The sequence below is a fragment of the Pseudoalteromonas sp. S3260 genome (assembly GCF_005886925.1).
In the GTDB taxonomy this organism is placed as follows: Bacteria; Pseudomonadota; Gammaproteobacteria; order Enterobacterales; family Alteromonadaceae; genus Pseudoalteromonas; species Pseudoalteromonas tetraodonis.
The window spans coordinates 18,720-40,130 of the sequence record NZ_PNCV01000060.1; the positions used below are offsets into that span (position 1 = coordinate 18,720).

Annotated in this window: 17 protein-coding genes and 1 tRNA gene; 8 read left to right on the forward strand and 10 right to left on the reverse strand. The window is 40.4% G+C overall.

Annotated features, from left to right (window positions below; all coding sequences use genetic code 11):
- Window positions 1–41 precede the first annotated feature (41 nt).
- The 6 genes from CWC14_RS10905 to CWC14_RS10930 all read right to left on the reverse strand — a co-directional run bounded on the left by CWC14_RS10905 (window position 42) and on the right by CWC14_RS10930 (window position 11,047).
- Window positions 42–3,215: an amidohydrolase family protein gene (locus tag CWC14_RS10905; protein ID WP_138562899.1), complete on the reverse strand. Its 3,174-nt coding sequence runs from the start codon at window positions 3,213–3,215 to the stop codon at window positions 42–44.
- 99 nt (window positions 3,216–3,314) lie between these two features.
- Window positions 3,315–4,139, reverse strand: coding sequence for a M90 family metallopeptidase (locus CWC14_RS10910; protein WP_138562901.1), 825 nt, complete (start codon window positions 4,137–4,139; stop codon window positions 3,315–3,317).
- Window positions 4,140–4,233: 94 nt separating this feature from the next.
- Window positions 4,234–7,116 (reverse strand): ligand-binding sensor domain-containing diguanylate cyclase, encoded by a 2,883-nt coding sequence (locus CWC14_RS10915; protein ID WP_138562903.1) that lies wholly within the window; start codon window positions 7,114–7,116, stop codon window positions 4,234–4,236.
- 116 nt (window positions 7,117–7,232) lie between these two features.
- On the reverse strand, window positions 7,233–7,895 hold the full coding sequence (locus CWC14_RS10920) for a CatA-like O-acetyltransferase (protein ID WP_008466199.1): 663 nt from the start codon (window positions 7,893–7,895) through the stop codon (window positions 7,233–7,235).
- Between the two features lie 151 nt (window positions 7,896–8,046).
- Window positions 8,047–9,087: a Leu/Phe/Val dehydrogenase gene (locus CWC14_RS10925; RefSeq protein WP_138562905.1), complete on the reverse strand. Its 1,041-nt coding sequence runs from the start codon at window positions 9,085–9,087 to the stop codon at window positions 8,047–8,049.
- Window positions 9,088–9,520: 433 nt separating this feature from the next.
- Window positions 9,521–11,047, reverse strand: coding sequence for a fumarate hydratase (locus CWC14_RS10930; protein WP_138562907.1), 1,527 nt, complete (start codon window positions 11,045–11,047; stop codon window positions 9,521–9,523).
- Between the two features lie 166 nt (window positions 11,048–11,213).
- Here CWC14_RS10930 and pabB point away from each other — a divergent pair, with 166 nt between their 5' ends.
- The 3 genes from pabB to CWC14_RS10945 all read left to right on the forward strand — a co-directional run bounded on the left by pabB (window position 11,214) and on the right by CWC14_RS10945 (window position 14,618).
- Window positions 11,214–12,572, forward strand: coding sequence for an aminodeoxychorismate synthase component I (gene pabB, locus CWC14_RS10935; protein ID WP_138562909.1), 1,359 nt, complete (start codon window positions 11,214–11,216; stop codon window positions 12,570–12,572).
- The gene (locus tag CWC14_RS10940) at window positions 12,565–13,140 is read left to right on the forward strand and encodes an NUDIX hydrolase (RefSeq protein WP_008112778.1); all 576 of its coding nucleotides are present in this window, start codon (window positions 12,565–12,567) and stop codon (window positions 13,138–13,140) included. The genes pabB and CWC14_RS10940 overlap by 8 nt, the downstream gene beginning before the upstream one ends.
- A 101-nt stretch (window positions 13,141–13,241) precedes the next feature.
- Window positions 13,242–14,618 carry an L-serine ammonia-lyase gene (locus tag CWC14_RS10945; protein WP_008112780.1) on the forward strand — a complete coding sequence of 459 codons (1,377 nt, stop codon included), beginning with the start codon at window positions 13,242–13,244 and terminating at the stop codon, window positions 14,616–14,618.
- A gap of 264 nt (window positions 14,619–14,882) precedes the next feature.
- Here CWC14_RS10945 and cysB read toward each other — a convergent pair whose 3' ends face one another.
- Entirely contained in the window at window positions 14,883–15,860 is a 978-nt protein-coding gene (gene cysB / locus CWC14_RS10950) for an HTH-type transcriptional regulator CysB (protein ID WP_008466190.1), read from the reverse strand.
- Between the two features lie 295 nt (window positions 15,861–16,155).
- Here cysB and CWC14_RS10955 point away from each other — a divergent pair, with 295 nt between their 5' ends.
- Entirely contained in the window at window positions 16,156–16,911 is a 756-nt protein-coding gene (locus CWC14_RS10955) for a hypothetical protein (protein WP_138562911.1), read from the forward strand.
- 114 nt (window positions 16,912–17,025) lie between these two features.
- On the opposite strand, the gene CWC14_RS10960 is transcribed toward CWC14_RS10955, so the two are convergent.
- Window positions 17,026–18,318: an NCS2 family permease gene (locus CWC14_RS10960; protein WP_008113045.1), complete on the reverse strand. Its 1,293-nt coding sequence runs from the start codon at window positions 18,316–18,318 to the stop codon at window positions 17,026–17,028.
- Between the two features lie 118 nt (window positions 18,319–18,436).
- Between CWC14_RS10960 and CWC14_RS10965 the strand changes: the two genes are divergently transcribed.
- The 3 genes from CWC14_RS10965 to CWC14_RS10975 all read left to right on the forward strand — a co-directional run bounded on the left by CWC14_RS10965 (window position 18,437) and on the right by CWC14_RS10975 (window position 20,097).
- Window positions 18,437–18,898, forward strand: coding sequence for a tetratricopeptide repeat protein (locus CWC14_RS10965; protein WP_138562913.1), 462 nt, complete (start codon window positions 18,437–18,439; stop codon window positions 18,896–18,898).
- Window positions 18,899–19,146: 248 nt separating this feature from the next.
- On the forward strand, window positions 19,147–19,581 hold the full coding sequence (locus tag CWC14_RS10970) for a SulA-like leucine-rich domain-containing protein (RefSeq protein ID WP_138562915.1): 435 nt from the start codon (window positions 19,147–19,149) through the stop codon (window positions 19,579–19,581).
- Between the two features lie 39 nt (window positions 19,582–19,620).
- A complete protein-coding gene (locus CWC14_RS10975; protein WP_008113039.1) occupies window positions 19,621–20,097 on the forward strand; it encodes a YchJ family protein in 477 nt (158 codons plus the stop codon).
- Window positions 20,098–20,164: 67 nt separating this feature from the next.
- Here the strand turns inward: CWC14_RS10975 and CWC14_RS10980 are convergent, their stop codons facing one another.
- Window positions 20,165–20,467, reverse strand: a complete 303-nt coding sequence (locus CWC14_RS10980; protein ID WP_058154864.1) for a DUF6172 family protein — start codon at window positions 20,465–20,467, stop codon at window positions 20,165–20,167.
- 212 nt (window positions 20,468–20,679) lie between these two features.
- The gene (locus CWC14_RS10985; RefSeq protein ID WP_138562917.1) at window positions 20,680–21,207 is read right to left on the reverse strand and encodes a VC2046/SO_2500 family protein; all 528 of its coding nucleotides are present in this window, start codon (window positions 21,205–21,207) and stop codon (window positions 20,680–20,682) included.
- Window positions 21,208–21,319: 112 nt separating this feature from the next.
- Between CWC14_RS10985 and CWC14_RS10990 the strand changes: the two genes are divergently transcribed.
- A tRNA-Tyr gene (locus CWC14_RS10990) sits at window positions 21,320–21,404 on the forward strand.
- The last annotated feature ends 7 nt before the right edge of the window (window positions 21,405–21,411 follow it).

A 21,411-nucleotide genomic window follows, 5' to 3' on the forward strand; every position in this document is an offset into this window, starting at 1 on the left:
AAGCGGCTAAATAGCCGCTTATTAACTAAAAAATGGCTGCATTATTCAAAAAATAATGGTTCACGCTGTTTTTTGCCTACTTCGTTCATGGTGGTTGCGTCGAACAAACTGCCGTTGATCATGGTGTAATCAATTTTGTCTGAATCACGAATGTTTTTCAGTGGGTCGCCATCAATAACCATTAAATCTGCCAGTTTACCGACCTCTAATGAACCCACATTTTTATCTAGGCCTAAATATTTTGCCGGATCGAGTGTAGATGCTCTAATTGCTTCCAGTGACGTCATGCCGCCTTGGGCAAACATCCACATTTCCCAATGCGCACCTAACCCCTCACGTTGGCCATGCGCACCCAAATTAACAAGTACACCTAAATCTTGTAACTCAGCCGCTACGCAAGCATTGTTAAAGTGATTATAGTGATGATCGGGTGCTTTAACTCGGCGCATTGAGCGCGGTAATAATTGGTTTTTAGGCACAAATTTACTTAAACGTGGATGATTCCATACGTCCGTTTTATCATACCAGTAGTTTTCACCCCAAATACCGCCATAGGCAACCACCAATGTAGGTGTGTAACCTACATCACTTTGTGACCATAGCTGCTTAATATCGTCATAAATATGTTCAACAGGAATTGAATGCTCAATGCCTGTATGGCCATCGACTACCATACTCAAGTTATGTTGTAATAATGACCCCCCTTCAGGGACTACCATCATTTCAAGCATTCGCCCTGCTTCTATAACTTGCTGACGCTGCTCTCTGCGCGGTTGGTTATAAGATTTAACACTAAACGCACCCACTTTTTTAAGGCGCTCTAAATGAAATTTAGCATCATCTAATGAATCAATATGCGAGGTATACCCAGGCATATTCGCGCCGTATAAAATAGTACCGGTAGAGAAAATACGCGGACCAACGATCATCCCCGCTTTTTGCATTTCACTCGCGGTAAATATTTCAGTGGTGTCGTTTGATGGGTCGTGAATAGTAGTAACACCCAGCGCAAGACCTGCTAAGTTTTTCCAGTTTTGCTGCGGGATAATTTCATCACTGCCTTGTGAGCCATGAGCATGGGCATCTACAATGCCAGGCATAATTGTTTTACCTGTTACATCAATGACCTTTGCCCCCTTAGGAATACTCACATCAGCAACAGTGCCAATGGCTTTGATATGTTTGCCATCGGTAACAATAACGCCATTTTCAATGACCTTTTCACCCTCCATGGTAATAATTTTAGCGCCAGTTAATGCAATCATGCCCTGCGGTTCAGCCATTTTTTTACTAAAGCCGATATTAGTCCCGCTTTTTACTTTAACGTCTTTATCATCTGCTTTATTAATAGCAAACATACCCTCTAAACTGGCATGGTAAAGCTCAGGCCCCAGTGTCCAATACAGTTTATTGCTGTTGGCACTCCAGCTAATGTTTTCACCGGCGCGTACAGATAGTTGCTCAATTGGAAATTGACTGTCTTTGGGCCCAATATTTATCGTTTTGCCGCGCTCTACAAATGGAGTAACAAATACTTTAAAGCGCTCAGCAAAAGCTAAATACTCACCATCAGGAGAGACTCTAAATTCAGTGGCGTGCTCTGACTCATACAGTTTACGTACTTTTTTACTTTCAAGCTCTACCACACTTAATGTCGGCTTAGGCCATGGGCTCATAATATAAACACGATCGTTGGCACTGCCAAACTGAGGTTGATAGCCACTTTTAGAAATGAGCTCACTTTTTCCGCCTTTAGCACTAACACTGTATACCCCAGGATGCAGTGACCACTTAGGGTTTAAAATGCTGCCGCCGCTGGCTTTACGATACACCACGGTTTTGCCATCTGGACTAAATGTTGGCTCTACGTATTTTCCCGGCTCTTGTGTAATAGTGTCGCCACGACCACTGCGTGCAGAGACGACACGCACGGTGCCTTGTTCGTTATCATCCCACGTGGTGTAGACAATGTTTTTGCCATCACGAGAATACTGCGGGAATAACTCATAATGATCGGTTTGCTTAGTTAAGCGCTTTATTTTTCCTGATTCTAAGTCGCGCTTGTAAATATAGCCCAATGCTTCAAAAAGTGCGGTTTCACCGTCAGGGCTAATTTGCACATTACGCAGCATTTTTACATCAAACTCATCAGTGTCGATATTTTGAGTAAAACGCACTGCTTTTTGAATTTTTTTCGTGGTGTCTACTTTAAATGCAATATCGCTAACTGATTTATCATCGACATTGAGTTTATGAAGGGTGCCACCAGCCCAAAATACCAGCTCTTCGTTATCTGGGGTCCACGCAATAGTAGGATATACGCCATGAATCGCCCACGTTTCTTGCATATCGCGCTCTAGCTTGTCGTATAGCTTAATATGCTCACCACTGGTTAAATCATATAAGTACAGGCTGGTTTGAAAGTCATCACGCTTTATGTACGCTAGTTTTTTACCATCTGGCGACGGAGTTGGTCTGATTGCCCCGCCCATGCCACTTATAATGGTTTCTATGTCGCCTGTTTCACGGTCATAACGCTTAATTTTATAAATACCGGCAACAGAGTCTTTTGAATAATGAAAAGTTTTACCCGGGGTTGCATCATGCGAAAAATAAACATACCGACCATCCGGTGAAAACATGGGTTCACCTAAATCTTTTTGATCGTTTTCACGTTTAGTCAGTTGCACCCCTTTACCGCCGGCTTTGTGATAAAGCCAGACCTCACCTGCGCCTAGCGAGCGACTGGCGGTAAAATGCTTACGTGCAACTAAATAATCGCCATCAGGGCTCCACGCAGGGCTATTGAGTAATCTAAATGTTTCGTCAGTGACGGCGGTTTGGTTTTCGCCGTTAACATCCATTATCCAAATATTGTCACCACCGCCTTGATCTGATGTAAAAGCAATGTGCTTGCCATCTGGGCTAAAGCGCGGCTGCATTTGCCATGCAATGTCTGAGGTTATTTTAGTCGCTTTACCACCACTCATTGGCATGGTGTAAATATCGCCAAGTAAATCAAATACTAAGGTTTCTCCGTCAGGACTTATATCGACATTCATCCATGTGCCTTGCTCTACACTAATAGATGCATCAACAAATTGCCCTTTAGGTGAATCAACTTGCCATTTTTTTTCATCCGTTTGCTCTGCGTGTGCGTGGCCTAATGCCAATGAAACCGATAACGCGAGTGCTGTTTGCAGCATTTTTTTCATGCTTATCTCACTTATTATTGTTGCTGTGTGTTGATCTATTACATGATTGCAACAAAAACGCCAGCAAGTTACCAGCGTAATAGGATGAAGTGCATAAAATCAGTGCCAAACAATAGGATCAAATTGATAAAAATCCACTAGCAAATGGTAAATTTCAGGGTCTTCACGGCGTAAATCGGCAGGTTTCTCTAAGAATGTTTCGGTGATCACCGCAAAAAACTCAGCCTCATTGGTGGCTCCATAGCTATGTATTACATGCGGCATACTATAAGCAACATGTGTTTTTAACTGCGAAAACGCTCGACTAAATACTCGTCCCCATTGTTGGTATTTTGCCTGTGATGCAAGTAGTGGCGTGCCGGTGGTTTTACCGGTTTCTTGATCAAGTTGATGTGCAAATTCATGAAACACTAAGTTATGCCCATCACTGGGTAAGCGGTTGCCCTCAAGCACATCATGCCAGCTAAGCACCAATGTTCCCCCCGGCCACGATTCACCTTGCCTTACTGTATTATGAAAACTGACAAGGCCTGCGTTATCGCGGCTTGATTGGGGCGCGTAATACGCGCTGGGGTAGAGTAAAATTTCTTTTACGTTTTTATACAAAGGCCAAGGCTTGTTAAGCACCAGCAAGCAGGCATCGGCGGCAATAATGAGTTTCATAGCCTCCGTTAGTTGCAACCCATCGCAGCCAACAAAACGCTTTTCATTTAAAAACCACACAATATGGGATGCTAACTTGGCTCGCTCTGCATCGGTCATTTTGTTGTATATGGGCATAGCACGCAGTAACAACGTGTGTTGTTGCTCACTTAACAATAAATCACTGTATTTACGGTGCCACACGGCATTTTGAATATCAGGCCAACGCCAAAAAATGGCTATAAATACAATTAAAACAAAAATTAATAGCGCATTTATCATTGGCTCACCCTAAGTCAAACCATTTAGCTTTAACGCTAAAACACCGCGTCCTCGATTATTTAAATAATATGGGTACTGAAGAGCTGTTTTTCAATCACACCACTTCAGTTCGATTTCGGCCATTGTTTTTAGCTTTATACAAAGCTTGATCAGCATATGATAATAATCGATCGTAATCATCGACGTTATCTGAGTCAGAAACACCAAAGCTCACGGTTACGCTAAGCCCCTGGGCAATAGACGAAAAATCTTTATTTTCGATTTCTTTGCGTAATTGCTCACATAATTGCTGTGCTTGCACAGTATTCATGTCAGGAAATACAAATGTAAATTCTTCACCGCCCCAACGAGCCACTTCTTGCTCGCCTTTACAATGCGCTTTAAGAATATTGGCGACTTCGCATATAACCTGATCGCCAATCAAATGAGACCAGCCATCATTAATTCGTTTAAAGTGGTCAATATCCATAATAGCGATAGCAAGTGATTTATTACATGCTTTAAAGTCTGAAAAGTTATCCGCCAGCCAGCCATCAAATGCGCGGCGATTCGGTAAATCGGTAAGCTGATCGTGTGTGGCTTGATAGGCAAAGGCACTGGCTTGCTCTTGCAGTGCTTGCGTTTGCTTCACCACTCGACTCGTTAATTCTTTTTCTACTTGTTTGTAGTGGTACAAGCGATAACGATATGCGCTGTATATAACAACAACAAAAATAAAAAATACTAATAACTTAAAGCTTGTTTTTTGCCAAAAGTGCGATTGAATTTCAAAGTTAACGACTTTGTGATTTTGTTGCCAATCAGTATTTGGATAGGCTGCACGTACAGCAAAAGAATACTTGCCCGCAGGTAAGTTAGTGTATTCAGCAGTCGCTATGTGTTGACGGTTGATCCATTCGTTATTAAAACCTTCCAATTTTGTTTGAAAGTTTAATCGCTGCGGCATAATAAAGCTCAGTCCCGCGTATTGAAATGACAAGCGCGTCACCCCTGGTGGTAAAATAATAGTTTCACCGTCTATAGGTAACGACGTTGGTTTACCATCAACAGAAAAGCTTTCAACAATCGTTGGTAACGCTATTTTAGTGGCTTCTTTTAAGCGTTCCGGTTTTACTGTACTCACCCCTTTTGCGGTAGCAAACCAAATTGTGCCATCTGAATGAGCGGTTGCAGAGGGGGTTGAACCGCCATTTGCTTGTGCACTGAGCATGCCATCACCCTCATCGTATAATTGAAAGGCGAGCATACCTCTATTGTTAGATTTTGAATCAAGCAGCTCATTTACCTGCTTATAATTGACTTCAATAATGCCACGGTTGCTTGATAGCCAAAGTGAGTCTTTAAACGGCACAATTTGAAAAAGCTTATCAACGGGTAAACCTAATTCACGCCCTAAAATAGTCATCTTTGCGTTTGAATGCTGATAACGAACTAAGCCGCGATCGGTAGCCATCCACGTGTATTTATCGTCAATGTAAAAGCCAAACGCATATTGCGCGGCAAATTCAGCAGGAAACTCAACAGGATTAAACACGTCAGTTTGAGTGTCATAAACCACCACGCCATTACCAGTTCCTATCCAAATGTTAGCGGCTTTATCCTCACTCAAAGCCAGAATAAAACCACTCGGCAACTCTTTCTCATTAGTAAATTGCACTAAACTGCCGTCGGTATTAACTCGTGTTAGTCCCATAGCCGAACCAATCCATAAACGATTTTTTGAATCAAAAAGTAAAGATCTTACTTCATTACTACCTAAGCCATTATCACGGTTTAAATAAGGTATGAGTTCGTTATTAACCACCTTCAACACACCTGAAGTGTATGTACCTACCCAAACATCACCTTGGCTTTGTTCAAGTAAGCTCAATACTGAATAAGGAGAGCCTTGCTTAGTGCCTTTAATATGGGTAATTTTATTGTTTTGCAGCCGATCTAAGCCAGTGCTTCCCCCTATCCATAAACTGCCATCAGAATGTGACAGGACCGTGCGGACATAATCGCTAGACAAACCTCGCTTTTTGCCCCACGATGAAAACGGCGCTTCTCTTAACCTAAATACACCAGCATTGGTGCCTACCCAAATACTATTTTCTCTGTCTTGTAACAAAGAAAGAATACGGTTGGCGGGTAAACCATTTTTAGCATCTAATTGCTCTAAACCATCGACGCTAAGCCTAAAAACACCTTTATTAATGGTGCCAAACCACAGATCCCCATGATCATCTTCTAACAAACTGGAAATAGATTCCGCGTCGAGTTGTGGGTGAGGCGATTCAAATAGCCCACCATTAAGGATTCGTGCCCCTCTTTCACTTCCTATAATGAGTCGACCTTCACGGGTGATTAATAAGGTATATACAGGTGCATCTGGTAACCCTTGTTGTGGCGTCATCAAAGTGGGTTTGTAGTTAACTATTTTATACAGCCCATCACTGGTTGCAGCCCATATAGTGCCCTGCTTATCTTCAATGATTCGATACGCACTGACATTTTGTATTATTGGGATATCTTGAGTGCTTTTGGCAGGTCGATAAAACACACCATCATTTTCAAGTGCCAACCATAAATCCTCGTTTTTACTCTTAAATACGTGATTAACCATTGCTTGGGCATTAGGTTGAGTGTCCCATTGTCGGTGCTGATATAAACTAATACCGCCGCGCGCTCCGGCTATGATTAAGCCGCCATCGGATGTGGGGGTAAGCGCACGTACGCCTGAGTCAGGCAAATCGGTAATTTCTGAGCGGGTAAATAGTTTAAATTCTTGACCGTTAAAGCGGGCAAGCCCTTCCCAAGTACCTACCCATAAATAGCCATCTTGTGTTTGTGCAAGGCTATTAATGCTATTGTGAGGAAGGCCCGAACGGGTATTCCACGTTTCAAAAAAATAATCGCGCAACGGCAGGCGAGTCTGTTGCTGAGCATCAACAGTAAAAATCACCAACAAGAAGCATAAAATCACCAAGCGATTCATCAGATATTGCCTTTATAATTATAATTATTAATTTTTATATTTGGGTAAGTTTAGAGTGACAATTTAAGTTAAAAGCACTGCTGGCAAATAATAACATAAAATTTACAACTTTTTCATTAATTATTATTACTTAAATTATCAAATGTATACTGCAATTGCTTTATAAATTTAGCGACATGAAGCCCATCCAACAACGCATGATGAACATCAATGGAGAGTGGCATTTCGCCGGTATTAGGGTTGTATTGGCCGAACACAAATTTAGGAATGCCACAGCTTTGACCCTGGGTAAACGCATGCGAAAAGCTACTAAAGTTTAACCAAGGTAAAACAGAAACGTGAATTAAATCAGCTTGCCCTTCTGTTGCCGCAAAAGCATCAGAAAACAGCGGGTTTAATTTTGTGGTATCGCTAATAGCTTTCGCCTCACGGGAAAATTCATTTAACGACTCGTGTAATTTAAAATAACTAAAGCGAAACGACTCATCATCGGCAAGCTCAACTACACTTGCCCGCGTAGCACTTAAGTAACAAGGTTTTTGGTTAATAATGCGCAGCATCATCGGCTCATACTGATGACAGGCTTTTAATAAGCAATAAATATAACCATGAAAAAAAGCAATATTAGCTTGTTTACAGGCGGTATATAACTTTTTCGCATTCAGTTGTACGCACACATTAAAATAAGGCTGAGTGAACTGCTGAAATAACTCAAAGTGTTGCTTTCGAGGCCATTGCTCAAAATCAAGAGGGGTAATAGAAAAATCAGTAGAGGACATAAAATATAGATAAAGTGTAAAACTAAATTTTACCGTGCTTTATCTATATTCGCATTAACTAAAATGACGCTTTGGGTGTAGTTATACCAAAGTCTTACATAAGGTATAAAAAAGGAGCGTATTTCGCTCCTATTTTAAACCGAGTGGAAACTTAAAGTCCGTTTTCAATAATTTCTTGTGCCAGTTCATCGGCAATTAAATGCGTTGATTTTTGCTCTTTTTCACTACGGGTAAAAATTTCACTAAGTGTATCGTAAATTCTTTCTACGTGTTTATTAGAAGCCTCTTTACTGTAACCCTCTGGTGCAGTTTCGTAATAAACGTTAATAATACCACCTGCATTTATTACATAATCAGGCGCATATAAAATACCTTTTTCACGTAAAATTTCACCATGGCGTGATTCAGCAAGTTGATTGTTTGCACAGCCTGCTACTATCGTTGCTTTTAAGCGTGGGATTGTTGTGTCATTAATAGTGGCACCTAATGCACAGGGTGCATAAACATCCACATCTAGGTCGTATATTTCATCAATACCAACTGCGGTTGCGCCAAAACCATTTACTACACGTTCTACTGCAGCTTGATTAATATCGGTAACAAATAACTCAGCACCAGCTTCAGACAAATGTTTGCATAATCCATAAGCTACTGCACCTAAACCTTGCACCGCAACTTTAACACCAGAAAAGTCTTGAATACCGCGTTGATGGTTAAGCGCTGCTTTCATGCCCAAAAACGTACCATAGGCTGTAAACGGCGAAGGGTTGCCACTTTTTCCTTCAAGGCCTAGCACGTAATTTGTTTCTTTATTCATTAACGCCACATCATCACAGGTAATGTTTACATCTTCTGCTGAGTAGTAGCTACCATTTAGTCGCTCTAACTGGCGACCAAATGCGCGAAATAACTGCTCAGATTTGATTTCTTTGGCATTACCAATAATAACCGATTTACCACCACCAAATGGCAAGCGTGCTACGGCATTTTTATAAGTCATCCCTTTTGATAAACGCAGCACATCATATACTGCGTCTTCATCGTTAGCATAATCCCACATTCTACAACCGCCTACCGCAGGGCCTAAGTTTGTGTTATGTACCGCAATAATGGCCTTCAAACCAGACGCTTTGTCTGAACAAAAAACCACTTGTTCATGGTTATCAAATTCAACTTGATTAAATACAACCACTTTAAATACTCCGAAAATAATGGGCCCTTTTGGGCAAGCACGCTACAAATTGTCGAGACTTTATCACTTCAGTTAATGGTTCGCCACACTATGAGTAGATAAACCAAATAAAGCGCGTCAAAGTGAAAAATAAAATGACTTATCGTTAAAAGTAAGCATAAAAATTCCAAAAATAACCATTTAATTAAGTATAAAAGCTAAAAACACCATCGCAATTAAAGCTTACGCTTACGTGAACGTCACCTTGCAGTTATTTGTAAACTTAACCATACACCCTAAAAAAGTATACTACAGCTTAAAATACAGTGGCTTATACACTAATTGCCTACGCAGCATTAACTGGTCTGAGGTGTATAAGTCTTTGCAAAAGTAAAAGTAAATAAAAAAGCGAGCACACAGTGCTCGCTTATATGATTGCTTTTGAAGTAAAAATTTACTTCATTTTGCTGTCTAGCTCTTCAATTTTTGCTTTCCAAATAGCAGGGCCTTGGGTGTGAGCATTTGCTCCTTCACTGTCTACGGCAACTGTTACTGGCATATCTTCTACTTCAAATTCGTAGATAGCTTCCATACCTAAATCTTCAAAGGCAACAACACGTGCTTTTTTAATAGCTTTAGATACTAAGTAAGCCGCACCGCCTACCGCCATCAAATACACTGACTGGTGCTTTTTAATAGACTCAACCGTTGCAGGGCCTCGTTCAGCTTTACCAATCATACCCACGATGCCAGTTTTTTCTAACATCATATCGGTAAATTTATCCATACGTGTTGCCGTTGTAGGACCCGCTGGACCTACTGCTTCATCGCCTACTGCATCCACAGGGCCAACGTAGTAAATAAACTTGTTATCAAAATCAACACCTTCAGGTAAACCTTCCCCTGAGTTGATCATATCTTGCAGACGCTTATGAGCAGCATCTCGACCCGTTAAAATAGTACCTGAGAGTAAAACGGTTTCACCCATTTTCCATTCTTTAGTGTCTTCTTTAGTAAGAGTATCTAAATTAACACGGCGTGTGCCCTCACCCACTTCGAAAGTCACTTCTGGCCAATCTTCTAATTTAGGTGCTTCTAAATTCGCAGGGCCTGAACCATCAAGGGTAAAGTGAACGTGGCGCGTAGCAGCACAATTTGGGATCATAACCACTGGCTTTGAAGCCGCGTGAGTTGGCGCCGTTTTAATTTTAATATCAACAACCGTGGTTAAACCGCCAAGGCCTTGCGCACCAATACCTAATTTATTCGCACGTTCAAAGATTTCTAAACGCAGCTTTTCTTCTGTTGTTTCTGCGCCGCGCTCAATTAGTTCATGAATATCAACCGGATCCATTAATGACTCTTTGGCCATTACCGCTGCTTTTTCTGCCGTGCCACCAATACCTATGCCTAGCATGCCTGGTGGACACCAACCCGCCCCCATTGTTGGTAACGTTTTTTCTACCCACTCAGCCACATCGTCAGATGGGTTTAACATCACCATTTTACTTTTGTTTTCTGAGCCGCCGCCCTTAGCAGCGACCATCACTTCGACTTTATCGCCTGCAACTAAGTCAATGTGAACCACTGATGGTGTATTATCTTTAGTGTTTTTACGTGTTCCCGCAGGATCTGCAACAATCGATGCACGTAAAGGGTTATCTGGATTTAAGTACGCACGACGCGTTCCCTCATCAACCATTTGTTGTACGGTTAAGTCGGTTTTATCCCAATTAACATCCATCCCTACTTTTACGAAACAAGTGATGATCCCGGTATCTTGACACAGTGGGCGCTTACCTTCTGCCGACATACGCGAGTTAATTAAAATTTGCGCAATCGCATCTTTAGCGGCTTTACTTTGTTCTTTGTTATACGCTTTCTCTAGTGCTTGAACAAAATCAAGAGGATGGTAAAACGAGATGTATTGCAAGGCATCTTCAATGCTATCAATAAAGTCTTGCTGACGAATTGTACTCATAGTGGTTCCTTAAGTTGTTGTTACTCACGCAGCACGTAAGCGATATCAAACCCGTGACGGTGGTTCGAACTGTTTTCAACTACAGCGCTCACTAAACGCTGCCAAATAAATTTGACTTATGATACCCTCCCAGCCCGTTTGGAGCCAGTTCTTATAGGGGTAGTAAATGCTAAACAATAAAAAAAATTGTGTTGAATTAGCCATATCACAAAATTGTATTGAGGTATTTTCGCATTTTGCTCATTTACCCTACGCTATTTTGCTAGATTCGGGTGATAGCGATCACATAAACAGTCGTTTTGACATGATTGCGATTGAACCTCAAAGCACCCTGGAAGTTAAAAATAATCAAACTGTTTTTAATAACCAAGCGAGTGCTAAAAGCTGCTTTGAAATAATGAACGATGAATTAGCAAAGCTTGATATAACAAAAGCCGCTAACAATTTACCCTTTAATGGTGGCTGGCTTGGTTACTTTGGTTATGACTTAGGGCGTACCATAGAGCAACTGCCAAGCAGTGCTTTAAACGATATTGATTTACCACAAATGGCCGTTGGACTTTACCTTGATGCACTCATTTACGATAAACAACTGGATACTTGGTTTTATGTTTCGCAGCCCAATATAAATCGTCTCTCGCTGTATCAGCAATATTTAATGCAACCACCTAAGCACGAAAGCTTTTCGCTTACATCACAGTGGCAGTCAAATATGAGTCAGACAAGTTATAGCGAAAAATTTGCCGCGATTGAAGAATACCTAAAAAGTGGTGATTGCTATCAAATTAATTTAGCTCAGCGTTTTAGCGCGCATTACCAAGGCTCGCCTTGGAGCGCCTATGTTAAATTAACGCAGGCCAATAAAGCCCCTTTTTCTAGTTTTATTAATCATCCCCAGGGCGCTATTTTGTCAATCTCACCTGAGCGTTTTATTGCTGTACATGACAACCAGGTAGAAACAAAACCTATTAAAGGCACGCTACCACGTAAAGCCGATACTTTAGAAGATGCTAAACAAGCCACATTATTGGCAAATTCGAGTAAAGACCGCGCCGAAAATGTCATGATAGTGGACCTGCTGCGAAATGATTTAGGAAAAGTCGCTAAACCGGGCTCGGTTATTGTGCCCTCATTATTTGCTATTGAAAGTTTTCCGGCGGTACACCATTTAGTGAGTACGGTCACCTCAACCCTTGATGAGGGTAAAACAGCGGTTGATCAACTGGAAGCTGCGTTTCCCGGTGGTTCAATTACAGGCGCACCAAAAGTCCGTGCCATGGAAATAATAGAAGAACTAGAGCCACATAGACGTAGCATTTATTGTGGCTCTATTGGTTACATTAGTGGCTGCGGCAATATGGATACCAGTATTACTATTCGAACTTTAGTCACACATCAACAACAAATATATTGTTGGGCTGGGGGTGGTATTGTTGCTGATTCAAAAGTCGAATTGGAATATCAAGAAACTTACGATAAAGTAAATAAGATACTTCCTATATTAAATGAAGGTCGCTTTGAATAGTGAAACCATTTCGGCTCGTTTTCAATTAAACCGCAGTTTAGCCGTGGATCAGCTCAAAGATAATAAAAAAAAGCGCGCAAGCGCAGTAATGCTGCCATTGATTGATATAGATAACGAAGCACACATTTTATTGTGTAAGCGACCAACCTACCTTCATCACCACCCTGGGGAGATTTGTTTACCGGGCGGCAAGTTTGAAATTGATGATGTTAACCTACGCACCACCGCACTGCGTGAATTACATGAAGAGCTTAATATTGCCCCGCAAAATGTCCATGTGTTAGGTCAGTTACCTGAATATTCAACCCTGACCGGATTTACTATACGCCCCTTTGTAGGCTTAATTAAAAAAGAAACAGTGTGGGAAAACGACCACAACGAAGTGCAAGCTAGCTTTTTACTCTCTATAAAAGCGCTGAATAACGCGGCTAACTGGCAACCTTTGCCATTTGAACGAGGTGGAAAAATCATTACCTTAAATGGCTTTATCACCCCACATGGGCTTTTGTGGGGAGCCACAGCCAGCATTATTAAAAACTTTACAAAACAACTCGCCATACCAGTTTAAATCTTTACTAATAAGGGTTACACACTTGCGTTTCCACGTTATTATAGTCGACCGTTCAAAGAACAGCTTAATGCTGAGAAAACTAAGTAGAGACACACATTATGATCAGTGCATTTGATATGTTTAGCATTGGTATTGGCCCTTCATCGTCACATACCGTTGGCCCAATGCGTGCATCACGCTTATTTGTTAATGACCTAAACGAGCAACAACTATTAGCAAATGTGACCGATGTAAAAGTAGAGCTTTACGGCTCACTGGGCCAAACAGGTGTTGGCCACGGTTCGGGAAAAGCAGTAATACTTGGCTTAGCCGGTTATGATCCTGAAACCATTGATGCCGATTTAGTGGATGACATACTCGCTAAAATTGAAAAAGAACAGGTTATTTACCTAAACCAAACTCATAAAGCTAAATTCCCTAAGCAGGGCGCTATTGTTTTTCATCGCAGAAAGACACTCCCTAAACATTCCAACGCAATGGAAATTATTGCCTATAACAATGGCGAAAAAGTATATAGCAAAGTTTACTACTCTATTGGTGGCGGGTTTATTGTTACGGATGAAGAGTTTGAAAAAGAAAAACAAGCCGCTTTAGATATCCGTGAAGAAAACCCAGCCCCGTTCCCGTTTGGCTCGGCTAAAGAATTACTCGAAATGTGTAAAGAGTCGGGTTACAGCGTATCAACCTTAATGATGAAAAACGAAAAAACGTTACGCAGTGAAGAAGCCATTAAAGATGAGCTATTTAATATTTGGCAAGTAATGAAAGCCTGTATTGAGCGAGGTATGCGCACCGAAGGTATTTTACCTGGCGGATTAAAAGTAAAACGCCGTGCGCCAAGCTTATATTTAAAGCTTAATGTAGAAGTCAGTAACGATCCACTGCGCGCCATGGACTGGGTTGATTTATTCGCATTAGCTGTAAACGAAGAAAATGCAGCCGGAGGACGTGTAGTAACTGCCCCCACAAATGGCGCAGCCGGAATTTTACCTGCAGTATTAATGTATTATCATACTTTTATTAAAGAAGTAGACCGTGATATTGCTACCCGCTACTTATTAACTGCCGCTGCAATAGGCATTTTATATAAAAAGAATGCCTCTATTTCTGGTGCTGAAGTGGGTTGCCAAGGCGAAGTCGGTGTTGCTTGTTCAATGGCCGCAGGCGCACTTACTGAAATTGTTGGTGGTAACGTTGTACACGTAGAAAATGCCGCTGAAATTGGTATGGAACATAACTTAGGGTTAACCTGTGACCCTGTTGGCGGCTTAGTGCAAGTCCCCTGTATTGAACGTAATGCAATGGGCGCTATTAAAGCAATTAATGCGTCGCGCCTTGCTATACGCGGTAGTGGTGAGCAAAAAGTATCGCTGGATAAAGTAATAAAAACCATGCTCGATACGGGTAACGATATGAAAACAAAATACAAAGAAACCGCTCGCGGTGGACTGGCCGTTAATATTATCGAGTGCTAATTAACCTGAACTCTGGTTAAGAGATTTACTAACATATTGAATCAAAATGATATTTATGTTTATTTTCTCTAGCTAGAGATTTTTAGTGAAAACAAGGCGAAATTACGCGTCAATAGCTAGCCTATTGCAAGTAAATTCAACGCAGTTAGCGCTGAAAATAGCTGCTTGAGATGGATTTATTATCCACAGTTCAGGTTAATTACATGGCACAAAAAAGCCGCTTAGTTGCAAAACTAAGCGGCTTTTCATTGCTGTTTATGGCGGTTACTTAACCGGCAATTCAATATCAGCAAATAACTTATCAACATCTTCTTGATTACGCAGTAAACTCGCACGCTCTACTCGCTCTTTAGTTAAATGCGGTGCAAAACGTTCGATAAAGTCATACATGTAGGTGCGTAAAAAACTGCCCTTTCTAAAGCCAATTTTAGTCGTGCTCGCCTCAAATAAATGGCTAGCATCAATGCACACTAAGTCGCTGTCGTTTACCTGATCAATTGCCATAGATGCAACCACACCCACACCTAGCCCTAAACGCACATACGTTTTAATGACATCGGCATCGGTGGCAGTAAATACAATATGTGGCTCTAATCCGTAAGCATTAAATGCTTTGTCGAGCTCCGAACGACCTGTAAAGCCAAATACGTAAGTAATGAGTGGGTATTGGGCTATATCAGCCACTGTTAAATTATCCACTTTTTTCGCAAGGGGATGATCTTTAGCAACCACAATACTACGATTCCAATGGTAGCAAGGCAGCATTACTAAATCTGAATATAAATGAAGCGCTTCTGTGGCAATGGCAAAGTCAGCATCACCGCGAGCGGCTGCATCCGAAATTTGCTGTGGTGTACCTTGATGCATATGCAGTGATACCGCAGGGTATTTTTGAGTAAAGCCTTTAATTACACTCGGTAACGCATACCGTGCTTGTGTATGCGTGGTAGCAATATTAAGTTTGCCTTGATCCGGTAAAGTATGTTCATTCGCAACCGCTTTAATACCCTCAACTTTTGAGAGTATTTCGCGTGATATGTTAATGATTTCCTCGCCAGCGCCTGTAACATGAGTTAAATGCTTACCACTGCGGCCAAAAATTTGTACACCGAGCTCATCTTCTAACATACGTACTTGCTTAGAAATACCAGGCTGGGAGGTAAATAAACTCTCAGCCGTAGCTGAAACATTTAATTTATGATTTTGAACTTCTACGATATATCTAAGTTGTTGTAATTTCATGGCTATGTAGTTTCGTTATAATTCACATTGACAGATAAAAGCGCACCCTAACTATAGGTAGCTATATAAAAGGCTGATTAATGTTACATAATATAACAATTAATTTGTTGAAATTTCAGGTTAACACAATAAATAAACTTGAGGTAGCAATGATTATCAGCAATCGAAACATAACATATTAAGATTTAAACGCTTTATGGTGACGCTTTTTTCAGTTAATCTGAGCAAAGTTTCCCACCTTTTATATATTTAATGTAAGATTAGATAATAAGGTTAAGAATTTGAGAATTATAACATGATAGTTTCCATTATAATTGTATTAATTGTTGCACTTATAGTCATTGCACTATCGGTTAGTGCTGTTCAGCAACACAAAGAAAAACAAGAAGCTGAACGACGCAAAGAGTTAACAAAACAAAAAGCAATCATTGGAGAAACCGAAGAAGCATTAATGAATAGCGCCAACATTCCACTTTCAGAGGCAACTCAGCGAATATTACAACGACGAATTCATGATGCGCTCAGTCAAATGGTGTCTATTTCAAGCGGAGGTAGTGGACTAAAAAACCGCTTAAAAGAAGCAAAAGAGCGACTACAAAACCCAATTCAAGACGGTTCAGATGGCTTTGTATTACCAGGTAACGACAAACAACTGATATCGCTGATACAAGGCATTAAAAAGTTACGCACTATTATTCGTTCTGAGCATAATAAAGGCAAAGTAGACAGCCAGGTATTTATTGCAGAAGACAAACGCCTTGAAAAGCTACACCTAAGAATCAACATTGAAAGCCAAATAAAACGAGGGTTATCAGCGCAAACAGCTGGAATGATAGGCTCTGCTAGGCAGTACTTTGAAAAAGCAGCTGCCACACTTAACAGTGTTTCATTTAATGACGATTACATTACGGCAAAACGAGCTGAAGTTGAAGGCTACCTTGAAACGATAAGTAATGAACTCAAGGCATCAAATGCTACATCATTGAAGAAAAAGAACGAACAAGAGCAAGATGATTTAGACGTATTATTTGCACCTAAAAAGAAATGGTAACTCCTTTCTAAATAAAAAAGCCCATGCAGTTGCATGGGCTTTTTTTGAATAGGATTTTGCCCCACTTTGTGTTTACATACTAGGACATATACATATTCTAACAAGCTGCCTGCATTAAGATAAAAATGCGAACTTAACAATAAACAAGGCAGTTAAAATCCAAACACTAATGCTTACCTGATCTTTTTTGCCACACAGCACTTTTACCGCCGTATAAGAAATAAAACCAAGTGCAATACCGTGTGCAATTGAGAACGTCAGCGGTGTCATTAATAATACAACACTCACCGGAATTGCATCAGTCATGTCGTCCCAATTTACAAACTTTAAGTTTTGTAGCATCAATACAGATACATATAAAATAGCTCCCGCGGTTGCGTATGCAGGCACCATTTGAGCTAAAGGCGCAAAAAACATCATCAGTAAAAAGCAGCAACCCACAACCACAGCGGTCAAACCCGTTCGACCACCAACAGATACACCTGCAACAGACTCAATGTATGACGTGGTTGTTGAAGTACCGAGCATTGCACCTGCAATGGTTGCTGTGCTGTCGGCGCTTAATGCACGACCTAAACGCGGCATATTACCGTTTTTATCTGCTAAACCAGCTTTCTGAGTTACCGCAACTAACGTGCCTGAGGTATCAAACAAATCAACGAATAAAAACGCAAAAATAACACTCAACATCGACAGTTCAAACGCGGCACTAAAGTCCAGTTGCATAAAGGTCGGCATGATAGAAGGTGGCATAGCAATAACACCATGATACTCCACTAACCCCATAGACACAGCAATCGCGGTGACTAGTAATATACTAATCAGTACGCCACTTTTAAAATCGCGATAAAGCAGTGCAGCAATAACAAAAAAGCTGAAAATAGCCAATAAAGGACCAGGCGAGGTAATATCACCCAACTGCACCAGTGTTGCAGGACTTGATACAATAATACCGGCACTTTTAAGTGCGATGAGAGCTAAAAATGCGCCAATACCCGTTGCTATTGCTTGCTTGAGCACCAGAGGGATTGCATTAATAATCCACTCTCGCACCTTAAATAAGCTTAGAATTAAAAATATACACCCTGACATAAATACCGCACCCAACGCAGCTTGCCAGCTATAACCCATACCTAATACAACACCATAGGTAAAAAATGCATTTAATCCCATACCCGGTGCCAATGCCAGTGGATAATTGGCCCACAAACCCATAATAAAACACCCTATTGCAGCAGCAATACAGGTGGCAACAAAGGCAGCACCTTGGTCCATACCCGCTTCAGCAAGCATAGCTGGGTTTACGAATACGATATAAACCATCGTAATAAATGTAGTCATACCGGCAATACATTCACGGCGAACCGAAGAATCATTTGCACGGATTTTGAATAAGGCTTCGAGCATAATAAACTTGTGGTTGTAAAAAGTGGCGAGATTTTAGCATAAAAATAACTTTTTACAGGACATTTTACCTTGCTATATACTAAACTAGCTAAGTAATTAAAATAACAAACGAAGTAGCATGATCAAAACGACACCCAGTGGCCAAGACTTAGAGCAACAATTAGACAACATTCTTTCTTTTGTAACGCAACCAAGCGATGCAAATCTCTCTGCGAGCTCTAAAAACACCGATCAAGGCACATTAAATAAAGCCCTTTATTACCTTAAAAATGAACAAGGCGCCTTAGCCGCAAAATGGATGCGTTTGGCAGCAATGGCAGGAAATTATCGCGCGCAGTTTTATTTAGGGCTGTTTTTTATAAAAGGGCAAGGTGTGCCGCAAAGTGTATTTCATGGTGCTGCGTGGCTTAGCTTAGCCAGTAGTCAAGGCTATGAACCCGCCATAGAAGCAATGAGCGATATACGAAAACATATTAGTACCAAACGACTTAAAGATGCTCAATGCTACGCAGCCAGCCTGTATGAACAAATTCATCAGTTACAATTCTCACATTTGATCCCTCCTAGTAGCGAAAAATAATTTAAACTACTGTATACCTCCTATTCATCTGTATTTATTTGCTCCCAGCCTTAAAATTAATTCTGTGAGCATTAACTTTCAATAAAAATTAAACCATTGTTATATATAAATTATTTATATATTTATAGTAACTATCGCGTTTTATGATGAATAACTGTACAAAAAAATAGCAAAAAACACTTGCACCAAACAACTGTATAAACTACTGTACGAATGTACTGTATAAAAACCCAGTGAGTGAGAAGATTATGTTACAGCCAATTACCGTAAGAACAGTTAAAAGCTACCAGCAAGATGATCAATCAGATTGTGTTAACGTTGTACAAATTGAAGATGAAATTTCAGCAACGTTTGAGTTATTAAAAGTATTACACCAATACAACAGCCTAAACGCATGGACACTGTTAATAGCACCAGATAACGTACCGAGCAAAGCGCTACTTGATTCATGCTCAATTGATACCAGTAAATTACTGGTTATTCGCCAAAAGCATTTAGTTAATTTAGAGTATGTTTTAAGTTCTGCACTTCACAATGGAAATTTTGCCGCGGTGATCACCTGGACTGACATAATAAATAACCAACAACTGTCGCAGTTATCATTAAACTTGAGCCATACGCGCACTAAGATGTATTGCTTTAGCAAAAAAAGCGCTCATTCTGAGATTTCACTTACGCAATAAGCTTGATAAACTAGCGTTTTAATACACAGTACATTTATCATGACTTCTAACGCCCTATTATGTTTTTGTGGCAGTCAGCAACCTTATGCTGATTGCTGCGAGCCTTTTCATTTAAAAACCAAACAGCCACACACACCAGAGCAACTTATGCGTGCACGCTACAGTGCTTATGCTGTTAAAAACGCGGTTTTTGTTCGTGAAAGTTATGCAAAAGAAAAACAAGCTGAAAATTCAATTTCAGAAATTAAAGATTTTGCAAATAGTTGCCGTTTTATAAACTTAACCGTATTAGACTCTGGTTATAATGATGAAACAGGATTTGTTACATTTAAAGCTCACTACTTTTATCAAGATTTATATTGCCAGTTGGCAGAAAATTCAAGGTTTATTAAAGAAGATGGACAATGGCGATACCTTGATGGTGAGATTACACCGGTTGCCGATATTAAAGTAAAACGCAATGATACGTGCCCTTGCGGCAGTAATAAAAAGTATAAAAAGTGTCATAGTGTATAAATAACAGCTACAAAAAATGGGCCACAAGGCCCATTTTCAAAAACTACACTAAACGCAAATTAGCGTTTTACTCGCCATCATCTTCATCGAGGTCTTGACGCTGTGCAGGTCTTGCTAAAATCTCTAAGTAAAAAGAAGTTAAACCTTGCTTTTCAATTTCACTGATGTGATTGTTAATTTCAGCAACGTGAACCACTTGGGCTTCTTCAGCCGTGTTGCCAAACTTACAATCGAATGCCCAGTAGTCGGCATCAACAGGTAAAGTTTTATTACGTTCTCTTTTCAAATATTTTTTCACTTCATGCTTTGCAGCATCAACCATACGAGGGTATTTGATTTTCTCATGATTCAGCGTGAATGTTTTCTTCATTACGTTCCTAATTACCTTGGTTTAATGATAATGGCATTTAATGTCATACCATTTGCGCCATTATAGCAATTGCATTTAAATTTTGGATGCTTTTTTTATATTAAATCAGTTATTAAAATAAAGCACCTATAAAACCAATAGTTACTTACTACTATAAACACAGTTTATTACAATCAAATGGCATGTATAAAGCAGCAATTGAACACATATAATTAGGCACTAAACAAATGTAATGGCTGGTGGATAGCTTCATTTTGTAAATCATCATAAAATGCCACCGCATCCATTTGAGGGTTTGATAACTCGGTGTTGGTATTTTTAATTCGTCGACGTACCGCTAATTCACAGTTATCAATGACAGTCAGTGGAATGTGGTTTTTATCATCACGAATATTAAATGGCTCAGGCTTTAAGCACTGAGTTAACTTTATATCACTCATCCCTACAGCGCTTCCCATTTTTGCTAAAAGCTCTGTGTTATTTTTACCAATTAACATATTAAAGGTATCTGGCGCTAATGGCTGCTTTGGACCTGCGCCAAATTGTTTACGCAGAGCATCTTCATTAGCTTGATAATGCTTAGTGTCACTTTTGGGTAGGTGGAATTCACTAAAATCGAGTGCATCGTGAGAGAGCATTGCTAATAAAAGTGCAAACTCGCCTCGGCGGTTTTCGTGCACACTTTCGTTAAGCCTTGTTTTTAACTGGCTCTCCGTGATTAACAAATCACCAATCTGCATAGACTTTAGCCTATTTTACTAATTAATAAGTATTTATCGGCTAAATTTGAATTTTCTTTAGCTTTTTTCTTTACTTAAATAAGAAGTTTGCTATTATCTGCCGCGTTGCATTGGAGGGGTTCCCGAGCGGCCAAAGGGATCAGACTGTAAATCTGACGGCTCAGCCTTCGCTGGTTCGAATCCAGCTCCCTCCACCACTTTTCT

What these genes read in the sequence shown, in the direction of transcription:
- CWC14_RS10920 (WP_008466199.1), bottom strand. Translation starts at nt 7,895, where the DNA reads ATGTCCTCTACTGATTTTTCTATTACCCCTCTTGATTTTGAGCAATGG.
- CWC14_RS10970 (WP_138562915.1), top strand. Translation starts at nt 19,147, where the DNA reads ATGTTACAGCCAATTACCGTAAGAACAGTTAAAAGCTACCAGCAAGAT.
- CWC14_RS10905 (WP_138562899.1), bottom strand. Translation starts at nt 3,215, where the DNA reads ATGAAAAAAATGCTGCAAACAGCACTCGCGTTATCGGTTTCATTGGCA.
- CWC14_RS10975 (WP_008113039.1), top strand. Translation starts at nt 19,621, where the DNA reads ATGACTTCTAACGCCCTATTATGTTTTTGTGGCAGTCAGCAACCTTAT.
- CWC14_RS10960 (WP_008113045.1), bottom strand. Translation starts at nt 18,318, where the DNA reads ATGCTCGAAGCCTTATTCAAAATCCGTGCAAATGATTCTTCGGTTCGC.
- CWC14_RS10955 (WP_138562911.1), top strand. Translation starts at nt 16,156, where the DNA reads ATGATAGTTTCCATTATAATTGTATTAATTGTTGCACTTATAGTCATT.
- CWC14_RS10985 (WP_138562917.1), bottom strand. Translation starts at nt 21,207, where the DNA reads ATGCAGATTGGTGATTTGTTAATCACGGAGAGCCAGTTAAAAACAAGG.
- CWC14_RS10980 (WP_058154864.1), bottom strand. Translation starts at nt 20,467, where the DNA reads ATGAAGAAAACATTCACGCTGAATCATGAGAAAATCAAATACCCTCGT.
- CWC14_RS10915 (WP_138562903.1), bottom strand. Translation starts at nt 7,116, where the DNA reads ATGAATCGCTTGGTGATTTTATGCTTCTTGTTGGTGATTTTTACTGTT.
- pabB (WP_138562909.1), top strand. Translation starts at nt 11,214, where the DNA reads ATGCTAAACAATAAAAAAAATTGTGTTGAATTAGCCATATCACAAAAT.
- CWC14_RS10945 (WP_008112780.1), top strand. Translation starts at nt 13,242, where the DNA reads ATGATCAGTGCATTTGATATGTTTAGCATTGGTATTGGCCCTTCATCG.
- CWC14_RS10930 (WP_138562907.1), bottom strand. Translation starts at nt 11,047, where the DNA reads ATGAGTACAATTCGTCAGCAAGACTTTATTGATAGCATTGAAGATGCC.
- CWC14_RS10965 (WP_138562913.1), top strand. Translation starts at nt 18,437, where the DNA reads ATGATCAAAACGACACCCAGTGGCCAAGACTTAGAGCAACAATTAGAC.
- cysB (WP_008466190.1), bottom strand. Translation starts at nt 15,860, where the DNA reads ATGAAATTACAACAACTTAGATATATCGTAGAAGTTCAAAATCATAAA.
- CWC14_RS10910 (WP_138562901.1), bottom strand. Translation starts at nt 4,139, where the DNA reads ATGATAAATGCGCTATTAATTTTTGTTTTAATTGTATTTATAGCCATT.